Here is a 16,447-nt window from a genome sequence, read left to right as displayed (position 1 = left end):
CCCAAGCGAATTTACTTTTTGATGTTTGTTATTTAGTATTTATTCAAGCCAAAGTACTGCCCGATTGACTCCCCCTTCTCTAGAGTTGGTATCAATGTGTTCCTAATCCAAACATTGTCAGAAATCTCTAACGATTGAGTAAGTGCAGATATTGCCTCTTCTTGCTCGCCAGATACGGATTTGAGCATACCTAACCAAAGATAAGCTTCGTCAAGACCCCATTTAGGTAAGGGGTGACCTCCATTTGAGTTTTGAGTTTTAAAATGCGCTATAGCGCTGCTAAACAATTGACTTGCTCTCTCTACGCCTCCACCAAATTGTGGGGGGGTATACACAGCACTCGTCCCTTTGATGAATAACAAGCGAGGATTTTGACTGTCTATTTTCGTCGCAGCTTCAAGGGCATCACGACTTTTAAGTGACAATGCCATAGTTTGTTCTGGTTGGTAACGAATCATGGCATTAGAACATGCTGCATTGAGAATATATGCTTCAGTATACTCTACTGACCTGGCGAGTATATTAGCGTTAATGTCAAGACAGTTTTGAAAATAGGCTTCGCCATTTTCGTAGTCGAGTAACCCAAGCCTATAGTTGATGAGAGCGATATAATACTGAATAAAAAGTAACTCTCCTTCTGAATTAGTCTTTTTATTATGTAGTAATTTCCCATACTCTTTTAAACTTAAAACGTCATTTAAAGAGTATAGTTTTTGTATTCCATCTGAAACACCATTTAAATCAGATACTTCTTCCACCTCCCCGGCCCTTATAGACAAACTCAAAAGACACTGAAATAAAAACAGAAAGAAAACTAAAAAAAGCCTCATGATAAACTCCATTTTAAAAAATTATAACAATATAATTTCACTCCCACTTTAACTATTATATCAACATTCAAGAATGTCAAACATTTTCACCTCAAAAAGACACAGGTAAAAAAGATAGAAAAAACAAAACAACCCAAAGCAACACAATGAAAAAAAAGAATTAATATCAACCTCGAGCAGATACTCAATTCAACATCAAGACCCACAAGTAACTGAATCAAAATAACTATTTATTTTCAATAAATTATAAAAATAAAACACAGAAATAAAAAACATAGAAAAAAAGCTGAATAAAAACAAAAAAACAATAATAACTCATTAAACAGAAACCACAAAAACAATAAAAATAACCACTTAAAAAGCAACTTTAAAACCCACATTCATGTTTAGTGAATTTAAAAAATAATAAATTCATAATCCATATTAAAAATTCAACCCTACAAAAAAAACAAAATTAAAATCTAAAAAACAAAAAATTAGCATATAACTCATTAAGTCCATAAAATCATTTTACGGTTCATGAAAAGGAATTATTTCAATGCTCTCACGAATTATATCCAAACGAAGAAGATAAATTCTATTTTTAGAAAATTATTGATTGAAGAGTATTTGGCAGAGCACATAACTAATAATATGAAGGAACGTAAAAACACAGAGCAAGATCACGAACTTTACCTTGACTTAAAAATATGATCTTATACTTCTTTTTTAAGTTAGCGCTCTTATGTCTGATCCCTTATTTCTAAAATACTTCTAATCAATTGATGACCCTCGTCAACACACGGTGAGACCGCACTTTGTAAAAAGGCTTTAACACCCAGCTCTTTTCTGATCTAATAACGCCTACATAATCACTATCTACTTGTTAATTATATCGTTATTTAGCCACCTTGAACTTATTGAAGATATGCGTTCTTTTATCTATCAACATCATGATCTTACTGATGTTTTGTTTCTTATCATCTCGGCGGTTTTATCCGGTATGAAGGCTGGAAAAATATTGAAGTAAACTCCCCGGTCTCAGGCAGTCAGAGCATTTAAACACAGTATTCCAACGCGACATAGCATTGCACGTATTCTTAAAACAGTGGAGACTGATCCGTTGGTTTTGGCCTTGTTCAGTTAGGTCAACGAGCAGCGGTCTGAGTCTGGTAAGCCAATAATTGCGTTTAATGGCAAAACCCTACGCAGTGCCAGTAGAAAGCGTGAGGAAAACTTACATTTGATGTCAGCTTATGATTGTGCGTATGGTTTAACTTTGTATCAGCGTACGGTAGAAAGTAGGTCCAACGAGATCCCAGCAGTTAGGGCCTTATTAGATGTGCTCGATATTTCAGATTCTATCGTCACATTAGATACGCTACATTGTCAGAAAGCGACACTCTCAACACTGATTTTAAGAAAGGCTGATTTCACTGGTCGCAGTTGAAAGATACAACAAGTCCGGCTCGACAACAAAAATAGACACACACTGTTACTGTTATTACTTCTGTCGAACCAGATGCAAATATGTTACAAAAGCGATCCGCCATCACTGGCACATAGAAAACCAGCAGCATTGGGCGCTAGATGTCGTGTTTAAGGAAGACACTTGCCAGATAGATGAACCGATTTCGGCGGAAAATATCGCGCTATTCAAACAGGTTGTTCGCAATCTGGTAAAATAGCACAGAGGCCGTAAAGATTCGATTCGTGGTAAGTGCTTTCGGACCAGCTTTGACGATGAATTCAGGACTGAGCTTATCTTTGGTTAATCGTCGTTAGCAAGCTCTTTGATATCATATTCTTAACTGTCAGTACTGTTATTTCAGGATGTCAAGGTTGGCAAGATATAAAAGATTTTGGACACGATAGACTTGATTGGCTTAGAAAGTTTGTCCCATTTAAAAATAACATTCCTCGCCACGATACTATTGCGCGAGTCATCAGTTGTATAGACATAACACAATTTCAAGATTCATTTTCATCTTGCATGAAGGCTTGTAGTAAGCTTACTTATGGCGAAGTAATCGCCTTAGATAGGAAACGATTAAAAGGCTCATTTACTCAAGCAGATAGACGAGATGCACTATGGTAAAGAAGTTGATTATCTATTTGTAGTTAAGGCAAATCAGAAAGCGTTACTTAAGCAGATTGAAAGTGAGCTATTACCAAAGCTAACCGAACAAGTAAGAGATCGTGTGCTGTTTAATGAAGCCGACTATCAAAGAAATAGAGAAGAATTCAGGAATTGTGCAATAACATGGTTTAGAAAAATTACTTGAAACGGTTCATTGGAGAGACGCAAAAACGATTGATGTAATAGTCTCTTACAGGAAAGAAAAAGATAAAAATAAATAATGAGTTATGCTATCGCTATTACATAAGTTCAGCACATTTAACAGCAGAAAAACTAGTGGTGTCAGCTTGTCAACACAGGCAAATTGAAAATGGATTATGTTGGCGCTTAGATATGGGGTTTAGAGAAGATGATTGCCATTTTAGGCGTGAGGGAGTAGCATTGGTATTCGCCGGACTTAGGCATATCGACTTCAATCATTTAAAAGCAAAGACAAGTATTAAAAAGTATGCTTGAAAAGCAAAAGAAAGCGATGCGCAGTAGGGGGTTTCTTGGTAAAACTTTGACTTAAAAGTGTTTTTAATACTCTCACCCTGCGTAAAAACATAGAGATGTGTGTTATCAAAGAATCTCAAAAAAGCCGCGGTGATGGGCGTACCGCGGCTTTGCCTAACTTGAAAATAATCTACTGGATTACTTCCAGCTTCTCATCTTATGGCCTTTTAGGGCATAGAATAAAATGAATACATAACTTGGGATCATAACAATGTAAGCGCCTTGTGCGCCTAGGCCTGCTACGTTTCCTAAACCGATTAATAATGGGCCTAGTGCACCACCAGCAATGCCCATGATCAATAAGCCTGATGCAGTGCCTGTTAAGCGACCTAAGCCAGCTAAAGCCAGTGGCCAAATTGCAGGCCAAACCATGGCATTAGCAAAGCCTAATAACGCAATGCATAACAATGGGTCTGGTAATTGTGGGCCACCAAATGGCACTAATAATAGGTTTGAAATAATAAACGAGTCATTACTACCAAGTACCACTAACAACACGGTGATAATACCAGCAATACCCGACATTAATAACGCCGTTTGTTGGCTCATAAAGCGTGGAATAGTCAAAATACCAATCGCGTAACCAATCAACATACACGCCATAGTGTAAGAGGTCATAACTGAGTAGTCGGCAACGCCAATTTGTAAAGCGTACGAGCCAATGGTATCTGCTGCAATAACTTCAACAGCAACGTATAAAGCAATACCCACGACACCTAAAACTAAGTGAGGATGTGCTAGGGTTTCTTTAATTTCACCTTTACCGTTTGATGTTTCGTCTTCATCAAACACTAAATCAGGTAATGGTGCAAATTTCGCAAAGGCAGCAAATAACATGATTAACGCAGCAATCAATACATAAGGCATGATAAGGCTATTTGCCATAATATCTTTTTGTTCTTGCGATAATTTACCTGCGCCATCAACCACACCGCTTACTACTACAGCTGCAAAAATCACAGGCACGATAACACCCGCAAATTTGTTTAATAAGCCCATGATACACACGCGCACAGCGGCTGATTTTTCAGAGCCCATTTTCACCACATATGGGTTAACAGCGGTTTGTAGCACGGTTTGTCCAACACCTATCATTAACTGTGCGAACAAGAAAATTTCGATCATTTGCAGTTTCGCAGCCGGAATATACATCAGCGCCGATAAAGCCATAATCGCACAGCCAATCGCCATACCATTCTTATAACCAACGCGCTTGATCAGCATAGCCGATGGGATACCGGCAACTGTTACCGCAATATAAAAAGAAGAGATGATAAACGAAGCTTGTAACGGCGAAAGCTCAAGCATTTGCTGCAAAAACGGTGTGATTGCACCATTAAGCCACGTTATACACCCTAAGATAAAAAACATTGAGCCGGCCAATACCATTGGCAGCCAGATGCTTTGTTTTGTGTTGTTGTCACACTCAACCGTTGCTTCCATAATTGTTCTCTTAGTTTAATTATTTTTATTTGGTTGGAATCTAGTATACAACTCAACAGAGTTGTTTAATTTCCATACCAATCACAAAAATTTAATCATACACTAACAAAAATGACAGCGCTATCATTTTGCGTTCATATAAGTGCAAAAAAGCCGCAGCTAATTGCTTAACTGCGGCTTAAACTAAGTAGTAACAACTAGTTAGGTGTTATTTACCAATTGCTTCTTTTGCGAACAAATGTTTAATTGGGCCAAGGTTGTCTACAAGGCTTAAACCAACGCCACGTACAAGTTTTTTCAGTGGGTTAGCGCCTGCAAATAGCTCTTTTAAGCCTTGCATCATAGCAATGTGCTTTTGTGCATCAAGCTTACGAGTACGTTCATAATCACGCAGCGTGCGTGCACTTGCAAACTCGCCTTGCTCATTACTTAATAGCTCAATTAAATAAGCGGCGTCTTTTAGGCCAAGGTTCATACCTAAACCAGCTAATGGATGAATGGTATGCGCTGCATCGCCCATTAATACCACTTTACCCGACACCCACTGCTGGGCATAACGCATCTTAAGTGGAAACGCCATGCGCTCACTTTGCACTTCACATAAACCACATTGGCCATCGAGAGCTGCCATAACCGCTTTATTAAAGTTGCTATCATCAAGCGCTAGAAGTGTTTCACAATGCTCTGGGCTTGTTGACCAAACAATTGAGTGCGTATGTTTATCTGGCAAGGGTAAAAACGCCAGCGGCCCAGTGGGCAAAAACACTTGGCGTGCCGTGTTGTTATGCTCATCAGCGGTTCTAACTGTGGCAACAATGGCGTGATGGTCATAATCTTTAAAAGTAATTGGCATGTTGAACTGCTTACGAATAGCCGAGTTAGCCCCATCAGCCGCCACTAATAACTTAGCAATTACAGGCTCGCCGCTTTCAAGAGTAATAAACACATCAGAATCAGTTTGATGAATTTGCTGGTAGCGGGTTTCGAATAATAAAGTGGCATTACTTTGCTTTTCAAGTTCGCTAATTAAAGCGTAGCGAATAATGTCGTTTTCAACGATATGACCTAACTGCGGCAAATCGAGATCGTTATGATCAAAATGGATTTTGCCAAAGCTGTCTTGATCACGTACATCCATCGAGGTATACGGTGTAGCACGTTGTTTAATGATCTCTGGCCATACATTTAAAGACTCAAATAAGCTCTGACTAGCTAAGCTTAATGCGCTCACGCGAAGTGCGTAATCATCACCCGGTAAGGTTTGATTTTTACTCGCATCAATCACCACAACGCTGATATCTGCTTTTGCTAAACCTAGTGCTAGCGTAAGGCCAACACAGCCACCACCGACAATACAAACTTGTGCTTGTTTCATATCCGTTTACCTTGCTTAACCTGACCCATAAGCTGTTTTGCCAGCGGGGTTTTTAACGAGGAGAATAAATCCATTGAGAAAAGACCAATGCTGCGACCAAGCGCAAGCAATCGTGATGAGTTAGAGAACAAACGCACTAGGCTGTCTGTGAGTGTCATCACGGTAGTAATATCTTTACTGCGAGTTTGGCTGTAATAACGGGTAAAGGTGTAATCACCAAGGTCGTCTCTATTTGCCATATCACACAGTAGTTGCACATCACGCAGGCCTAAATTAAAGCCCTGCCCTGCGATAGGGTGAATAGCGTGCCCTGCATTACCAATTAATACCGTACGGTGGCTGCTCAGTGATTCTGCTTTACCATACACAAGCGGATAACTTGCACGCATACCCACTTTACTAAATGAACCGCCGCAGTAACCAAATGCTTTTTGCAACTCAGCTAAAAAGGCATCGTCTTCAAGCGCCATAGTGTGCTCAATTTGCTCAGGCTCCATGCACCACACCAGTGAGTATCGATTATTACTCATTGGCAATAGGGCCATTGGGCCGTGCTCAGTAAAACGCTCAAAAGCATGATGATGATGACCACCAGCCACTTCGATGTTAGCAATAATCGCCGCTTGCTGATAAGCGCGAGTATTAAACTCTATATTAGCTAGTTTACGGCTTTGCGAATGAGCACCATCGGCAATCACCACAAGCTTTGCGCTTAACTGCTCACCCGAGCTTAGCGTGATGTTGGCAAAATCGCTTTGGTATTCAAGCTTGGCAACCGTATCAGGGCAAAACAAACTAACATCAGTACGAGTAAGTTGCTGATGAAGGCTGCGCCCAAATGGGTTCACTACGACCACATAACCAAGGGCATCATGGCCATATTCTTGGCAATCAATATGTGTTTTACCAAAATGACCACGGTCAGACACAGTTACTTTTTCAATCGCTGCCGCAAATGGCGCTTGGCAATCAAACGCATTGATTGATTTTAAGTACTGAACAGACTGCTGAGCCAGCGCAATGCTTCTATCATCAAAGCTTGGGTGATAGTCTGCGCTTACTTCATTTGCTTCAATTACAGCGATTGATAACTGATTATTGCTCTGTTTTAGACCCAGAGCACAACTTGCTCCCGCCATTCCACCGCCGATAATGACAACATCAAACTGCTTTGCCACGCTTGCTCCTAGCCTTTATTTGCTTGCATCACTGCTTCAATGTCACTAATGGTTTTTGGAACCGAAATGGTCAGATTTTCATGGCCATCTTCAGTGACAAGTAAGTTATCTTCAATACGAATACCGATGCCTTTATATTGCTCTGGTGCTTTTGCATCTTCGCTAATATATAAACCCGGCTCGATAGTGAGCACCATGCCCGACTCAAATAAGCGCTCTTTTTCATCAAGCTTGTATTCGCCAACATCGTGCACGTCTAACCCTAACCAATGGCCAAGGCCATGCATGTAAAACGCTTTGCATGCTTGGTTTGCCATTAACTCATCAAGCTCGCCGGTTAAAATGCCTAAATCAATAAGCCCTTGCGTTAATACCGTTGAAGCCAGTTCATTTGCTTTAGATAAACTACCGCCCGGCTTAACTTGGCTAAATGCTGCTTCTTGGGCTGCTAATACAATGTTGTAAAGCGCCGCTTGTGGTTCGCTAAATTTGCCATTAATTGGGAAGGTGCGTGTAATATCTGCCGCATAACCTTCAAGTTCACAGCCAGAATCAATTAATACTAAATCGCCATCTTTTAGCTCAGCATCATTTTGTGTGTAGTGCAAAATGTTGGCGTTGTCGCCACTGCCGACAATCGTGCCATAAGCAGGGTGACGAGCACCATTCATTGCATAATGATGATGAAGCTCTGCTTCTAATTGGTATTCAGTTGCGCCTGGTTTGGCAAACTGCATAGCGCGAATATGGCCTTGTGCACTAATTTCGCACGCTGTGCGCATAATGTTTAATTCTGCGTGAGATTTAAACAAACGCATTTCATGCACTAAACCACGAATATCTTTTATGGTATGTGGGGCTTTATAGCCTTTTTTAGGTGCGCCGCGAAGTGTGTTTAATAAGTCCCAAACCTTTGCATCGAAATTTGCGTAAGTGCCTTGTGCATAAAATAAAATCTGCTGGCCGTTCACCAAATCTAATAATTGTTCATCTAGTTCACTAAGTGGGCAAGTTGCGTCGAATAAGTACTCAGATTTAGCTTTTTCGAAGCCAATTCTACGGCCATGCCAAATTTCAGCTAGTTTGTCTTTGTTACGGCAAATAAGCGTACTTGGTGTATCGCTCGACGGGCAAAGCACTAAAACTGCATCTGGTTCGTTAAAGCCTGTTAGGTAGAAAAAGTCACTGTCTTGACGAAATGCATATTCAGTATCACGGCTACGTGTTACTTCTCCTGCCGCAGGAATAATAGCCACGCTATTTTTATCCATCATCGCAAGCAAGCGCTCGCGGCGGGCTTTAAATTCAGCTTTATCGATAGCAATAGACGACATGCTAAACCTCTGTAATTTGATTAGTGAAGGGTCTTCTTAGGGTTTTTATCAGCTGGTTCTTTACCTAGCTCAGCAAAACATAACAGCGCAGAAACACGTACATACTCAATCACTTCGTGCAGTGCTTGGCTGTCTTCTTCGGTCTCTTCAAACATGGTGTCTAGGCGGGTAATTTCACTAAAATCGCTGATCACTTCTTTCACATCAGCAGATAACTTGCCGTAATCTTTTTGTTTTAAACCAAAACCAAGCATAAAACCCGATACCCAAGATACTAAGCCATTGGCTAAATCGATCAGTGTTTCGTCGTCGCTTGGTAAGAATAGGTCAAATTGAAATTCTTCATCGCTAAAGCTGGCAACAACCTGAGAATACACATCAGCAAAAAATGCTTTTAAATCTTTATTGAAGGCTAAGCCATCATTGAATACATCGCTTAATAAACCTAAGTATTCGTCGGCTTCGATATTGATGCCACAGGCTAATAAACCACTGATCACACCATGGGCTTCTGCTGGTGCGACAAAAATTTCATTCTTTTCTAATAACAATTGGGCTTGTTGGTAATCAGGTAACGTGCTCATAACTTTTTCTTTGTTCGGCTAAGTAACGCCATGCTACCACTCGATAAATCGCAACTCCAATTAATTGTATGATTGAGGTCAAAAAGCAATCTGAAAAGTAAATAAGCAGTTAAAGGTGGGGAAAAACTACCCGAACGATCCGCTTTTTTTGCTTCTATGGTTTAAGGATTGAAACTTGTCTTATATACTGAAGGTGTTCCCTAGGGTGCAGGAGCTTGGTTAAGTCCCTGAGCCGATAAATTTTATGTTAGGGTTTCTGTTCGTCTACTATTGTGCAAGCTCGGCATGTACCGAGAAGCCTACGGTAAACCGCAGATCCCCGCCCTGAAACCTCAAGGTTTCAGGACTGACACCGGGCACCGCATACTTGGGGAACACCATTTCTATTTAGTTACAAGCTACAAGCTACAAGCTACAAGCTACAAGCTACAAGCTACAAGCTACAAGCTACAAGCTACAAGCTACAAGCTATCAATACCTTCCCTTATTTTTTCTCTTATACAAAACTTATTATTCTTATTCGCGCAAAATAAATTTCAAGCCTACGGTACTATTTAGTTTCAAGTTTCAAGTTTCAAGTTTCAAGTTTCAAGTTATCAATACTTTCCCTATATTTCACTTTTACAAGTAATTTTAGTTTTCGGCGTTGAAACGCCTCCTACATCTCGAAACTCGTTAACTTTACTCTTTCCCCTCGCTAACTCGCTAACTCGCTAACTTATTTTTATATGACTTCTGACGACTAATATCTAATATTTCCTATGTGTTGGGTTTCGCTTCGCTCTACCCAACCTACGGGCTAAAGCTCGACCTCGACTAACCCGTTATTTAAGAAATATCGCGCGAAATAAATTTCACGCCTACGGTATCGGGTTTAGCCATAGCAATGTGCGGGCACAATCTAACTTTACTCTTTCCCCTCGCTAACTCGCTAACTTGTATGTTTTTCTGACTTCTGACGACTGATATCTAATATCTCCATTTTTTCGACGTTAAAACGCCTCCTACAACTCGTATCTCGTCCCTCGAAACTCGCACCTTTCCCCTTGCTAACTCGCTAACTTGTTTATTTTTCTGATAGCTGACGGCTGAAAGCTGATAGCTCCTGTGTGTTGGGTTTCATTTCACTCTACCCAACACACATGTTTTCAACCTATCGCCCCTACTTAAACCACCCTTGAAAGCGCTCCATTAATAGATAATTAACTGGCACTAATAGCAAGGTGATAAGCGTTGCGAAGATAATCCCAAAGCCAAGGCTTACAGCCATTGGAATAAGGAATTGTGCTTGCGTTGCTTTTTCAAATAACAGCGGCATTAAACCAATAAAGGTGGTTAAACTGGTTAGCATTACTGGGCGAAAACGTGCCGCACCGGCAAGCTTAACGGTTTCCAGTAAATCACCGCCCTCTTCACGCTTCTTATTAATAAAATCAACCAGTACCAATGAGTCATTCACTACCACACCTATCAAGGCTAACATGCCAAGCAGGCTCATAATGGTTAACTCCATGCCCATTACCCAGTGACCCATTACCGCACCTATCATGCCAAACGGAATAACACTCATCACAATTAATGGCTGCAAATATGATTTAAACGGTATCGCTAATAATGCATAAATAATAAAGAATACAAACACCAGGCCCCAAGCCAGTGAACCAAATGACTCTCGCTGCTCTTTGGCTTCACCTTCGAGTGTGTAATCAACACCTGGGTATTGCACCATGAGCTCATCTAAGTAGGTTTTTAAATCTGCTTGCAGTACCGTCATATTGGTATTTGATTTTTCAACATCAGCTGTGACATTCAATGTGCGATAGCGGTCAATACGATAAATAGACGATGGGCTTTGCCCCGGTACTAAAGTCGCCACATGCGAAAGCGGCACAGTACCACCAGCTGGTGTTTTAATAAGTATATCTTTTAAGTCTGCAACCGAGCGACGCTCTTCAATCGGTAAGCGTACCATTACGCGCACATCGTCGCGCCCACGTTGAATGCGCTGTACCTGCGCACCAAAGAACGAGTTACGCACTTGCTGCGATACATCAACACGATTTAATCCAAGCGCTAACCCCTGCTCTGTCAGCTCAATTTGCAACTCTTCTTTACCATCTGACATGCTATCGGCTATTTCGTACACTGTTGGATAGGTCGATAAACGCACTTTAACTTTTTCAGCAACAGCTTCGAGGGTGTCGATTGAACTACCGCTTAGCTGTACATCAATCGGGCTAGATGTTCGGCCAAACTCAGCACGGAAAGTGACACTCTCTGCGCCTGGTATAATACCGATAAGATCACGCCATTCGCTGGCAAGCTCTCGTGAGCCTATATCTGATTCACGCTTTTCTGCTGGCATAATCTCAAATCTAACACTACCAGTATTTGACGAACCACCACGGCCACCTGTGGTTGCCAAAATATTTAGAATTACACTTTGACCTTCTTCATCGCGGTATTTATCTTGTAATTCTTTTGCCTTGTCTGACATTTTAATGACGTATTTATTGGTCACTTCAAACGGTGTTCCGGCAGGGAAAGTTACGGATGCACGTACCGTTTCACTTGGAATACGCGGGAAAAAGGTAAATTTAGTCCAACCACTTGTGATCAAGGTAACAATAATTACAAAAATCCCAACAAATAAGCTAACCGTAGCCATTTTATTCTTTAAAGCTAGATTCAATAATGGTTGGTAATACTTCATTATTGCGTGTTCAAAGCCATCGGCAAAACGCTGTTGAAGGCGCTCTAGTCTCGATGGCTCGCCCTTTTCATGACGTAGCTTTAAGTATTTTAAGTGTGCTGGTAATACAAACTTAGACTCAATCAAAGAGAACAGTAAAACAGGAATAACCACGACAGGAATTTGTGCAAAAATGGCGCCTCGAGCACCTTCAATAAAAGCGAGAGGTAAAAATGCCGCAACGGTTGTAAGTACACCAAAGGTGACTGGAGTTGCCACCTCTTGCGTTCCACGAATAGCGGCTTGCTCACCACTTTCTGCAGTTTTTAAATGGGTATAGACGTTTTCTCCGGTAACTATGGCATCGTCAACAACAATACCTAACACCAAAATAAAACCAAATAAGCTGATTACATTAAGAGTGATACCAAATATTGGCATCATTAAAAACGCCCCCATGAACGACACTGGGATACCAATAAATACCCAAAATGCAATGGCTGGACGCAAGAATAAGGTGAGTAGTGCCAGGACTAAAATTCCGCCCTGAATTGCGTTACTGGTAAGCGTTGCTATTCGGCTTTTTACAACTTCTGAGTCATCATCCCAATAACTTAACTCAAACCCTTCTGGAAGCTGGCTCTGATGCTCAGTTATGTAATTTTTTACCGCATCAGCAACTTCAATCGCACTTTGCGGGCCAATACGATACACATCAATAAATGCAGCTTGCTTACCATTAAAACGAGTGCGAACAGGGGTTTCTTCAAAATCATCGCTAATACGAGCAATGTCACCTAAACGAATAATTGTGCCATCAGCTTGGTTTTTTACCACTATATTAGCAAATTCATCTTTGCGATAAGCTTGACCTTTTGAACGAATGAGGACATCACCCCCTTGTGTTTTTAAGTTACCAGCTGAAACATCAGTACTTGAATTGCTAATTGCTGAAGAAATGTCCGATAAGCGTAAATCGTATTGGCGTAAAGTGTCTTGGCTTACTTCAATGGCAATTTCGTAATCACGCACTCCGCTTAACTCAACTTGAGTTACACTTGGCAAACGTAGAAGCTCATCGCGTACAGTCTCGGCGTATTCAAGCGTTTCTTTTTCACCATAGATACTTGAAACAGTCACGGCGATTACTTCGCGCTTCCACTCAGCAAGCGAAACAATCGGTTTTTCAGCATCGACCGGAAAGGTGTTAATTGCATCAACCCGACTTTTAATATCAGCTAACAGCTCTCTTGGATCATACCCAGTCTCAACTTCAATACTTACCGAAGAAGAGCCTTCAGAAGAGCGGCTAGTGATACGCTTAACTCCCTCAAGATCTTGCACCGCTTCTTCTATGCGAATTGATACCCCTTTTTCAACATCTTCAGGCGTAGAGCCGCGCAATGATACACTGACACTAATTCGGTCAGACTCAAACGATGGAAATACTTCAAGTGGTATTTGCGTCGAAACGCTAAATAAACCCGCTAATAATATGCTGATCAGCAATAAGTTTGCTGCAACATGATTCTTTGTAAACCAAGCAATCATTATTGCGCTCCTTGCTCTTTAAGCGGCTGTTGATTGCTTGAACGCTTAGCTTTTGCTCTGGTTGCCTGATACTCTTCGCTACCCATAACGGTAACTTGCGTACCAGAACTCACTTGACCAAGCGGTGTAATCACCAAGTTATCGCCTGCAGACAAACCATCAGCGACAACGGCTTGGTTAGCGTTTTGCCAAGCAAGTGCAATATTTTTACGACGCAGTACACCCTGCTCTTCTACGTAAACATAGGTGCCTTGGTAAATTGCGCTATTTGGGATCACAATGGCATTCTCTATCGCCTTACCAGTAATTTGTGCTTTGATGTACTGACCAATTTTAATTGGATACTGATTCACAGTCGTGGCTTTATAAGGGTCGTTAATTTGCGCAACCACATAAAGCTGCTGCGCACTTTCATCTATAGCCCCTTCGGTGCGTATAACTTGACCTTGCCAATACTGTTTGCCAACGAGATCTGAGCTGAATTTAACGAGTGAACCCGCGCTATTTTTAGCGCCATCACGAAACTGCTCTGGTAAGTTAATGAACGGCAAATCTTTATTTTTGATTGGTAAGCGAATTTCAACGCGATCAATCGCATAAATGCTAGCAAGTTCCATGTTATTACTCACCACTTGCCCTAAGTCTACGCTGCGACTTAAAACTCGCCCCGCGTATGGAGCTGTGATCTTTGTACGCTCTAAATCAAGCTTCGCTTTTTCAAGTGTCGCTTGCGCAGACAACACACTGGCTTCGGCTGCTGCTAATTGTGGTTTACGAAGTACCAAGCTACTTGCTTGTTCACCCTTGCCTAAGCGCTCCCAATCAGTAATTGCTTGACGACCACGAGCTTGCTCTTCAAGTAAGCTTTGCTCAGCGGTTAATAGCGTCGCTTGTGCTGATTTTACTTCGGCGCGGTGATCTCTATCATCTAGTTGCAACAACACATCGCCTTTTTCGAAAAAGCCACCTTCACGAAATTGCTCACTAATTTCGATAATTTGCCCTGAAGCCTGCGCGACTAGCATACTTTGCGTACGTGGCTTTACGGTGCCAAAACTATCAATCATTACTTGATAAGTTTCTGGTGTTAGAGTTTTAACAGCCACATTTACTTTCGCTTTCGGTGGTGAAGAAAAACGATTTGCTTGCGGCGGGTTACCTTTAATAAACATGACAAGCAGTACCGTCACAACGATCACTACCAATGGAATTAATATTTTACGTGTCTTAGTATTCATGATTATTGCTCTGCTACTTCACTATTTGCTTCACTAAAGTCACCGCCAAGGGCAATGTGTAAGTTGATTCTATTTTTAATAAGTTGGTTTTTGAGTTCGATAACAGAGCTTTGCGCGTTAAAAGAGCGATCTTGCGCATCAAGCACTGTCGTGTATGTTACTAAACCACTTTGATATTGCTCAAAAGACAAACGCTCTGCGGCAATTGCATTTTCTTGTGCTTCTAAGGTTTTCTCATAACGCACTTTCAAGGCTTGCTCTTGACTTATTGCAGTTTCAACTTCATTAAATGCATCATAGAGTGTGGCAAGGTAAGCTTGCTCCTGACGTTTAACGCTAAGCCTTGCCTGCTCTTCATTGGCTTTTAAGCGACCACCTTCAAAAAGCGGCATTGAAATACTACCAATCAGTGACCAAGCTAAGCTTGAAGGCGAAAATAAATCACTCACTCTATCTGTGCTATCACTGATAGATGCTGAAAGATTTAAGCTCGGAAAACGTTGTTTGTGCGCGTAAGCAAGTCCCGCATCAGTACTTAACAACTGATACCAGCTTGCCATTAACGCTGGCTTGCGGGTGATAAGCTCTGAAGGTAAACCCAAAGGAATTGTGTTCTCAAGTAGTGGCAAATCGGCACTAACCAATAATGCCCCAGCAGGATATTGGCCTGTTAAACGCTCTAAATCGCGAATTGACTTAGTTAAGGTAGCTTGCTGTGCAGCAATATTCGAGCGCTCAGTATTTAGCTCATTACGAGCAAGATAAACATCAAGCGCTTCATTTAAACCTTGGCGATAACCTGACTCAATAATATCTAAATTTTTCTCAGCGTTTTGCTCACGCTGCTTATATAGCTCAAGTAACTTGTGGTTCGTAATAACATCAAACCAACCCGCTACTACATCAGCAACTAATTGTTGTTTACTTTGCGCAAATGTGGCTTTTTCAGCTAGGTATTCAAGATTTGCTTGTCGTTCTGAGGCCGACAATTTGCCCCATAAATCAACTTCGTAGCTTAATTCTAATGATGCAGAACTAGCGTTGTTATAACTAACAGGGCGATTATCTTTGCTACGGCTCGCTCGTGTTGATAAATCAAGGCTTGGCCATAAATCGGCCCCAGCAGCAATAAGCTGTTGCTCTTTAATTGCCACATCATAACCTGCTTGTAAAATTGCTTGGTTATGGGCTAATGCTTGCTCCACTAAATTAAAAACTTGAGGGTCGTGTAATTGCTGCAACCAGTTGTCTTCAACAGCAAGCACCTTGTCGCCAGAAGGAAGTTGCTGCCATGCACTTGGTACAGTCTCAAGCTCAGCAACTCGTTCATTGTGAGTCGGCTGGCTCGCACATGCACTTAGCAAAATTACACTTAAAGCCAATAAACTCGGCTTATATTGCCAATTCATTCTAAAAACCTGAAAAACATCTATTTATGAGTGTAATTCAAGCACCACGTTAAGTTTTGCTCAACTGACTTTACATAACATTACACAGCCTGACATTTGGGGACGATGAATGGTAGGAAAATGGAGATAAGTTGCAAACTATCAGCTATCAGCTATCAGCTATCAGCTATCAGCTATCAGCTATCAGCTATCAGCTATC

General features: G+C 41.2%; 10 protein-coding genes, 1 other RNA gene and 1 pseudogene. 3 read left to right on the top strand and 9 right to left on the bottom strand.

What is annotated here, in order from left to right; all coding sequences use genetic code 11:
- Window positions 1–32 precede the first annotated feature (32 nt).
- Window positions 33–758 carry a hypothetical protein gene (locus tag PASHI_RS06315; protein WP_130166877.1) on the bottom strand — a complete coding sequence of 242 codons (726 nt, stop codon included), beginning with the start codon at window positions 756–758 and terminating at the stop codon, window positions 33–35.
- 943 nt (window positions 759–1,701) lie between these two features.
- Here PASHI_RS06315 and PASHI_RS21795 point away from each other — a divergent pair.
- Window positions 1,702–2,584, top strand: a pseudogene (locus tag PASHI_RS21795) (ISAs1 family transposase).
- Complete coding sequence (locus PASHI_RS22410) at window positions 2,584–2,907, top strand: ISAs1 family transposase (RefSeq protein WP_082710886.1); 324 nt, start codon at window positions 2,584–2,586, stop codon at window positions 2,905–2,907. Before PASHI_RS21795 ends, PASHI_RS22410 begins: the two are co-directional and overlap by 1 nt.
- Window positions 2,908–3,582: 675 nt before the next feature.
- On the opposite strand, the gene nagP is transcribed toward PASHI_RS22410, so the two are convergent.
- The 5 genes from nagP to PASHI_RS06285 form a co-directional block, all read right to left on the bottom strand.
- A complete protein-coding gene (nagP, locus tag PASHI_RS06305; RefSeq protein WP_055198117.1) occupies window positions 3,583–4,887 on the bottom strand; it encodes an N-acetylglucosamine MFS transporter NagP in 1,305 nt (434 codons plus the stop codon).
- Window positions 4,888–5,095: 208 nt separating this feature from the next.
- Window positions 5,096–6,262: an FAD-dependent monooxygenase gene (locus tag PASHI_RS06300; RefSeq protein WP_062564943.1), complete on the bottom strand. Its 1,167-nt coding sequence runs from the start codon at window positions 6,260–6,262 to the stop codon at window positions 5,096–5,098.
- Window positions 6,259–7,440: a 2-octaprenyl-6-methoxyphenyl hydroxylase gene (gene ubiH, locus PASHI_RS06295; RefSeq protein ID WP_062564942.1), complete on the bottom strand. Its 1,182-nt coding sequence runs from the start codon at window positions 7,438–7,440 to the stop codon at window positions 6,259–6,261. Before ubiH ends, PASHI_RS06300 begins: the two co-directional genes overlap by 4 nt.
- A gap of 8 nt (window positions 7,441–7,448) precedes the next feature.
- A complete protein-coding gene (pepP, locus tag PASHI_RS06290) occupies window positions 7,449–8,774 on the bottom strand; it encodes a Xaa-Pro aminopeptidase (RefSeq protein WP_062564941.1) in 1,326 nt (441 codons plus the stop codon).
- Window positions 8,775–8,794: 20 nt separating this feature from the next.
- Window positions 8,795–9,358 (bottom strand): UPF0149 family protein, encoded by a 564-nt coding sequence (locus PASHI_RS06285; RefSeq protein ID WP_054551315.1) that lies wholly within the window; start codon window positions 9,356–9,358, stop codon window positions 8,795–8,797.
- Window positions 9,359–9,552: 194 nt separating this feature from the next.
- Between PASHI_RS06285 and ssrS the strand changes: the two genes are divergently transcribed.
- A non-coding RNA gene (ssrS, locus tag PASHI_RS06280) (6S RNA) lies at window positions 9,553–9,736 on the top strand.
- Window positions 9,737–10,520: 784 nt separating this feature from the next.
- Here ssrS and PASHI_RS06275 read toward each other — a convergent pair.
- Genes PASHI_RS06275 through PASHI_RS06265 form a run of 3 tightly spaced genes read right to left on the bottom strand, consistent with a single transcriptional unit; the run spans window position 10,521 to window position 16,248 of the window.
- On the bottom strand, window positions 10,521–13,601 hold the full coding sequence (locus PASHI_RS06275; protein ID WP_062564940.1) for an efflux RND transporter permease subunit: 3,081 nt from the start codon (window positions 13,599–13,601) through the stop codon (window positions 10,521–10,523).
- On the bottom strand, window positions 13,601–14,839 hold the full coding sequence (locus tag PASHI_RS06270) for an efflux RND transporter periplasmic adaptor subunit (RefSeq protein ID WP_062564939.1): 1,239 nt from the start codon (window positions 14,837–14,839) through the stop codon (window positions 13,601–13,603). The genes PASHI_RS06275 and PASHI_RS06270 overlap by 1 nt, the downstream gene beginning before the upstream one ends.
- Before the next feature lie 2 nt (window positions 14,840–14,841).
- Window positions 14,842–16,248, bottom strand: coding sequence for an efflux transporter outer membrane subunit (locus PASHI_RS06265; protein WP_062564938.1), 1,407 nt, complete (start codon window positions 16,246–16,248; stop codon window positions 14,842–14,844).
- Window positions 16,249–16,447 lie beyond the last annotated feature (199 nt).

Source organism: Pseudoalteromonas shioyasakiensis (genome assembly GCF_001550135.1).
In the GTDB taxonomy this organism is placed as follows: domain Bacteria; phylum Pseudomonadota; class Gammaproteobacteria; order Enterobacterales; family Alteromonadaceae; genus Pseudoalteromonas; species Pseudoalteromonas shioyasakiensis.
Note: the sequence above shows the minus strand (reverse complement) of the source record. Positions and strands in the feature narration are given on the sequence as shown.

What these genes read in the sequence shown, in the direction of transcription:
- nagP (WP_055198117.1), bottom strand. Translation starts at nt 4,887, where the DNA reads ATGGAAGCAACGGTTGAGTGTGACAACAACACAAAACAAAGCATCTGG.
- pepP (WP_062564941.1), bottom strand. Translation starts at nt 8,774, where the DNA reads ATGTCGTCTATTGCTATCGATAAAGCTGAATTTAAAGCCCGCCGCGAG.
- PASHI_RS06285 (WP_054551315.1), bottom strand. Translation starts at nt 9,358, where the DNA reads ATGAGCACGTTACCTGATTACCAACAAGCCCAATTGTTATTAGAAAAG.
- PASHI_RS06270 (WP_062564939.1), bottom strand. Translation starts at nt 14,839, where the DNA reads ATGAATACTAAGACACGTAAAATATTAATTCCATTGGTAGTGATCGTT.
- PASHI_RS06300 (WP_062564943.1), bottom strand. Translation starts at nt 6,262, where the DNA reads ATGAAACAAGCACAAGTTTGTATTGTCGGTGGTGGCTGTGTTGGCCTT.
- PASHI_RS06275 (WP_062564940.1), bottom strand. Translation starts at nt 13,601, where the DNA reads ATGATTGCTTGGTTTACAAAGAATCATGTTGCAGCAAACTTATTGCTG.
- PASHI_RS06265 (WP_062564938.1), bottom strand. Translation starts at nt 16,248, where the DNA reads ATGAATTGGCAATATAAGCCGAGTTTATTGGCTTTAAGTGTAATTTTG.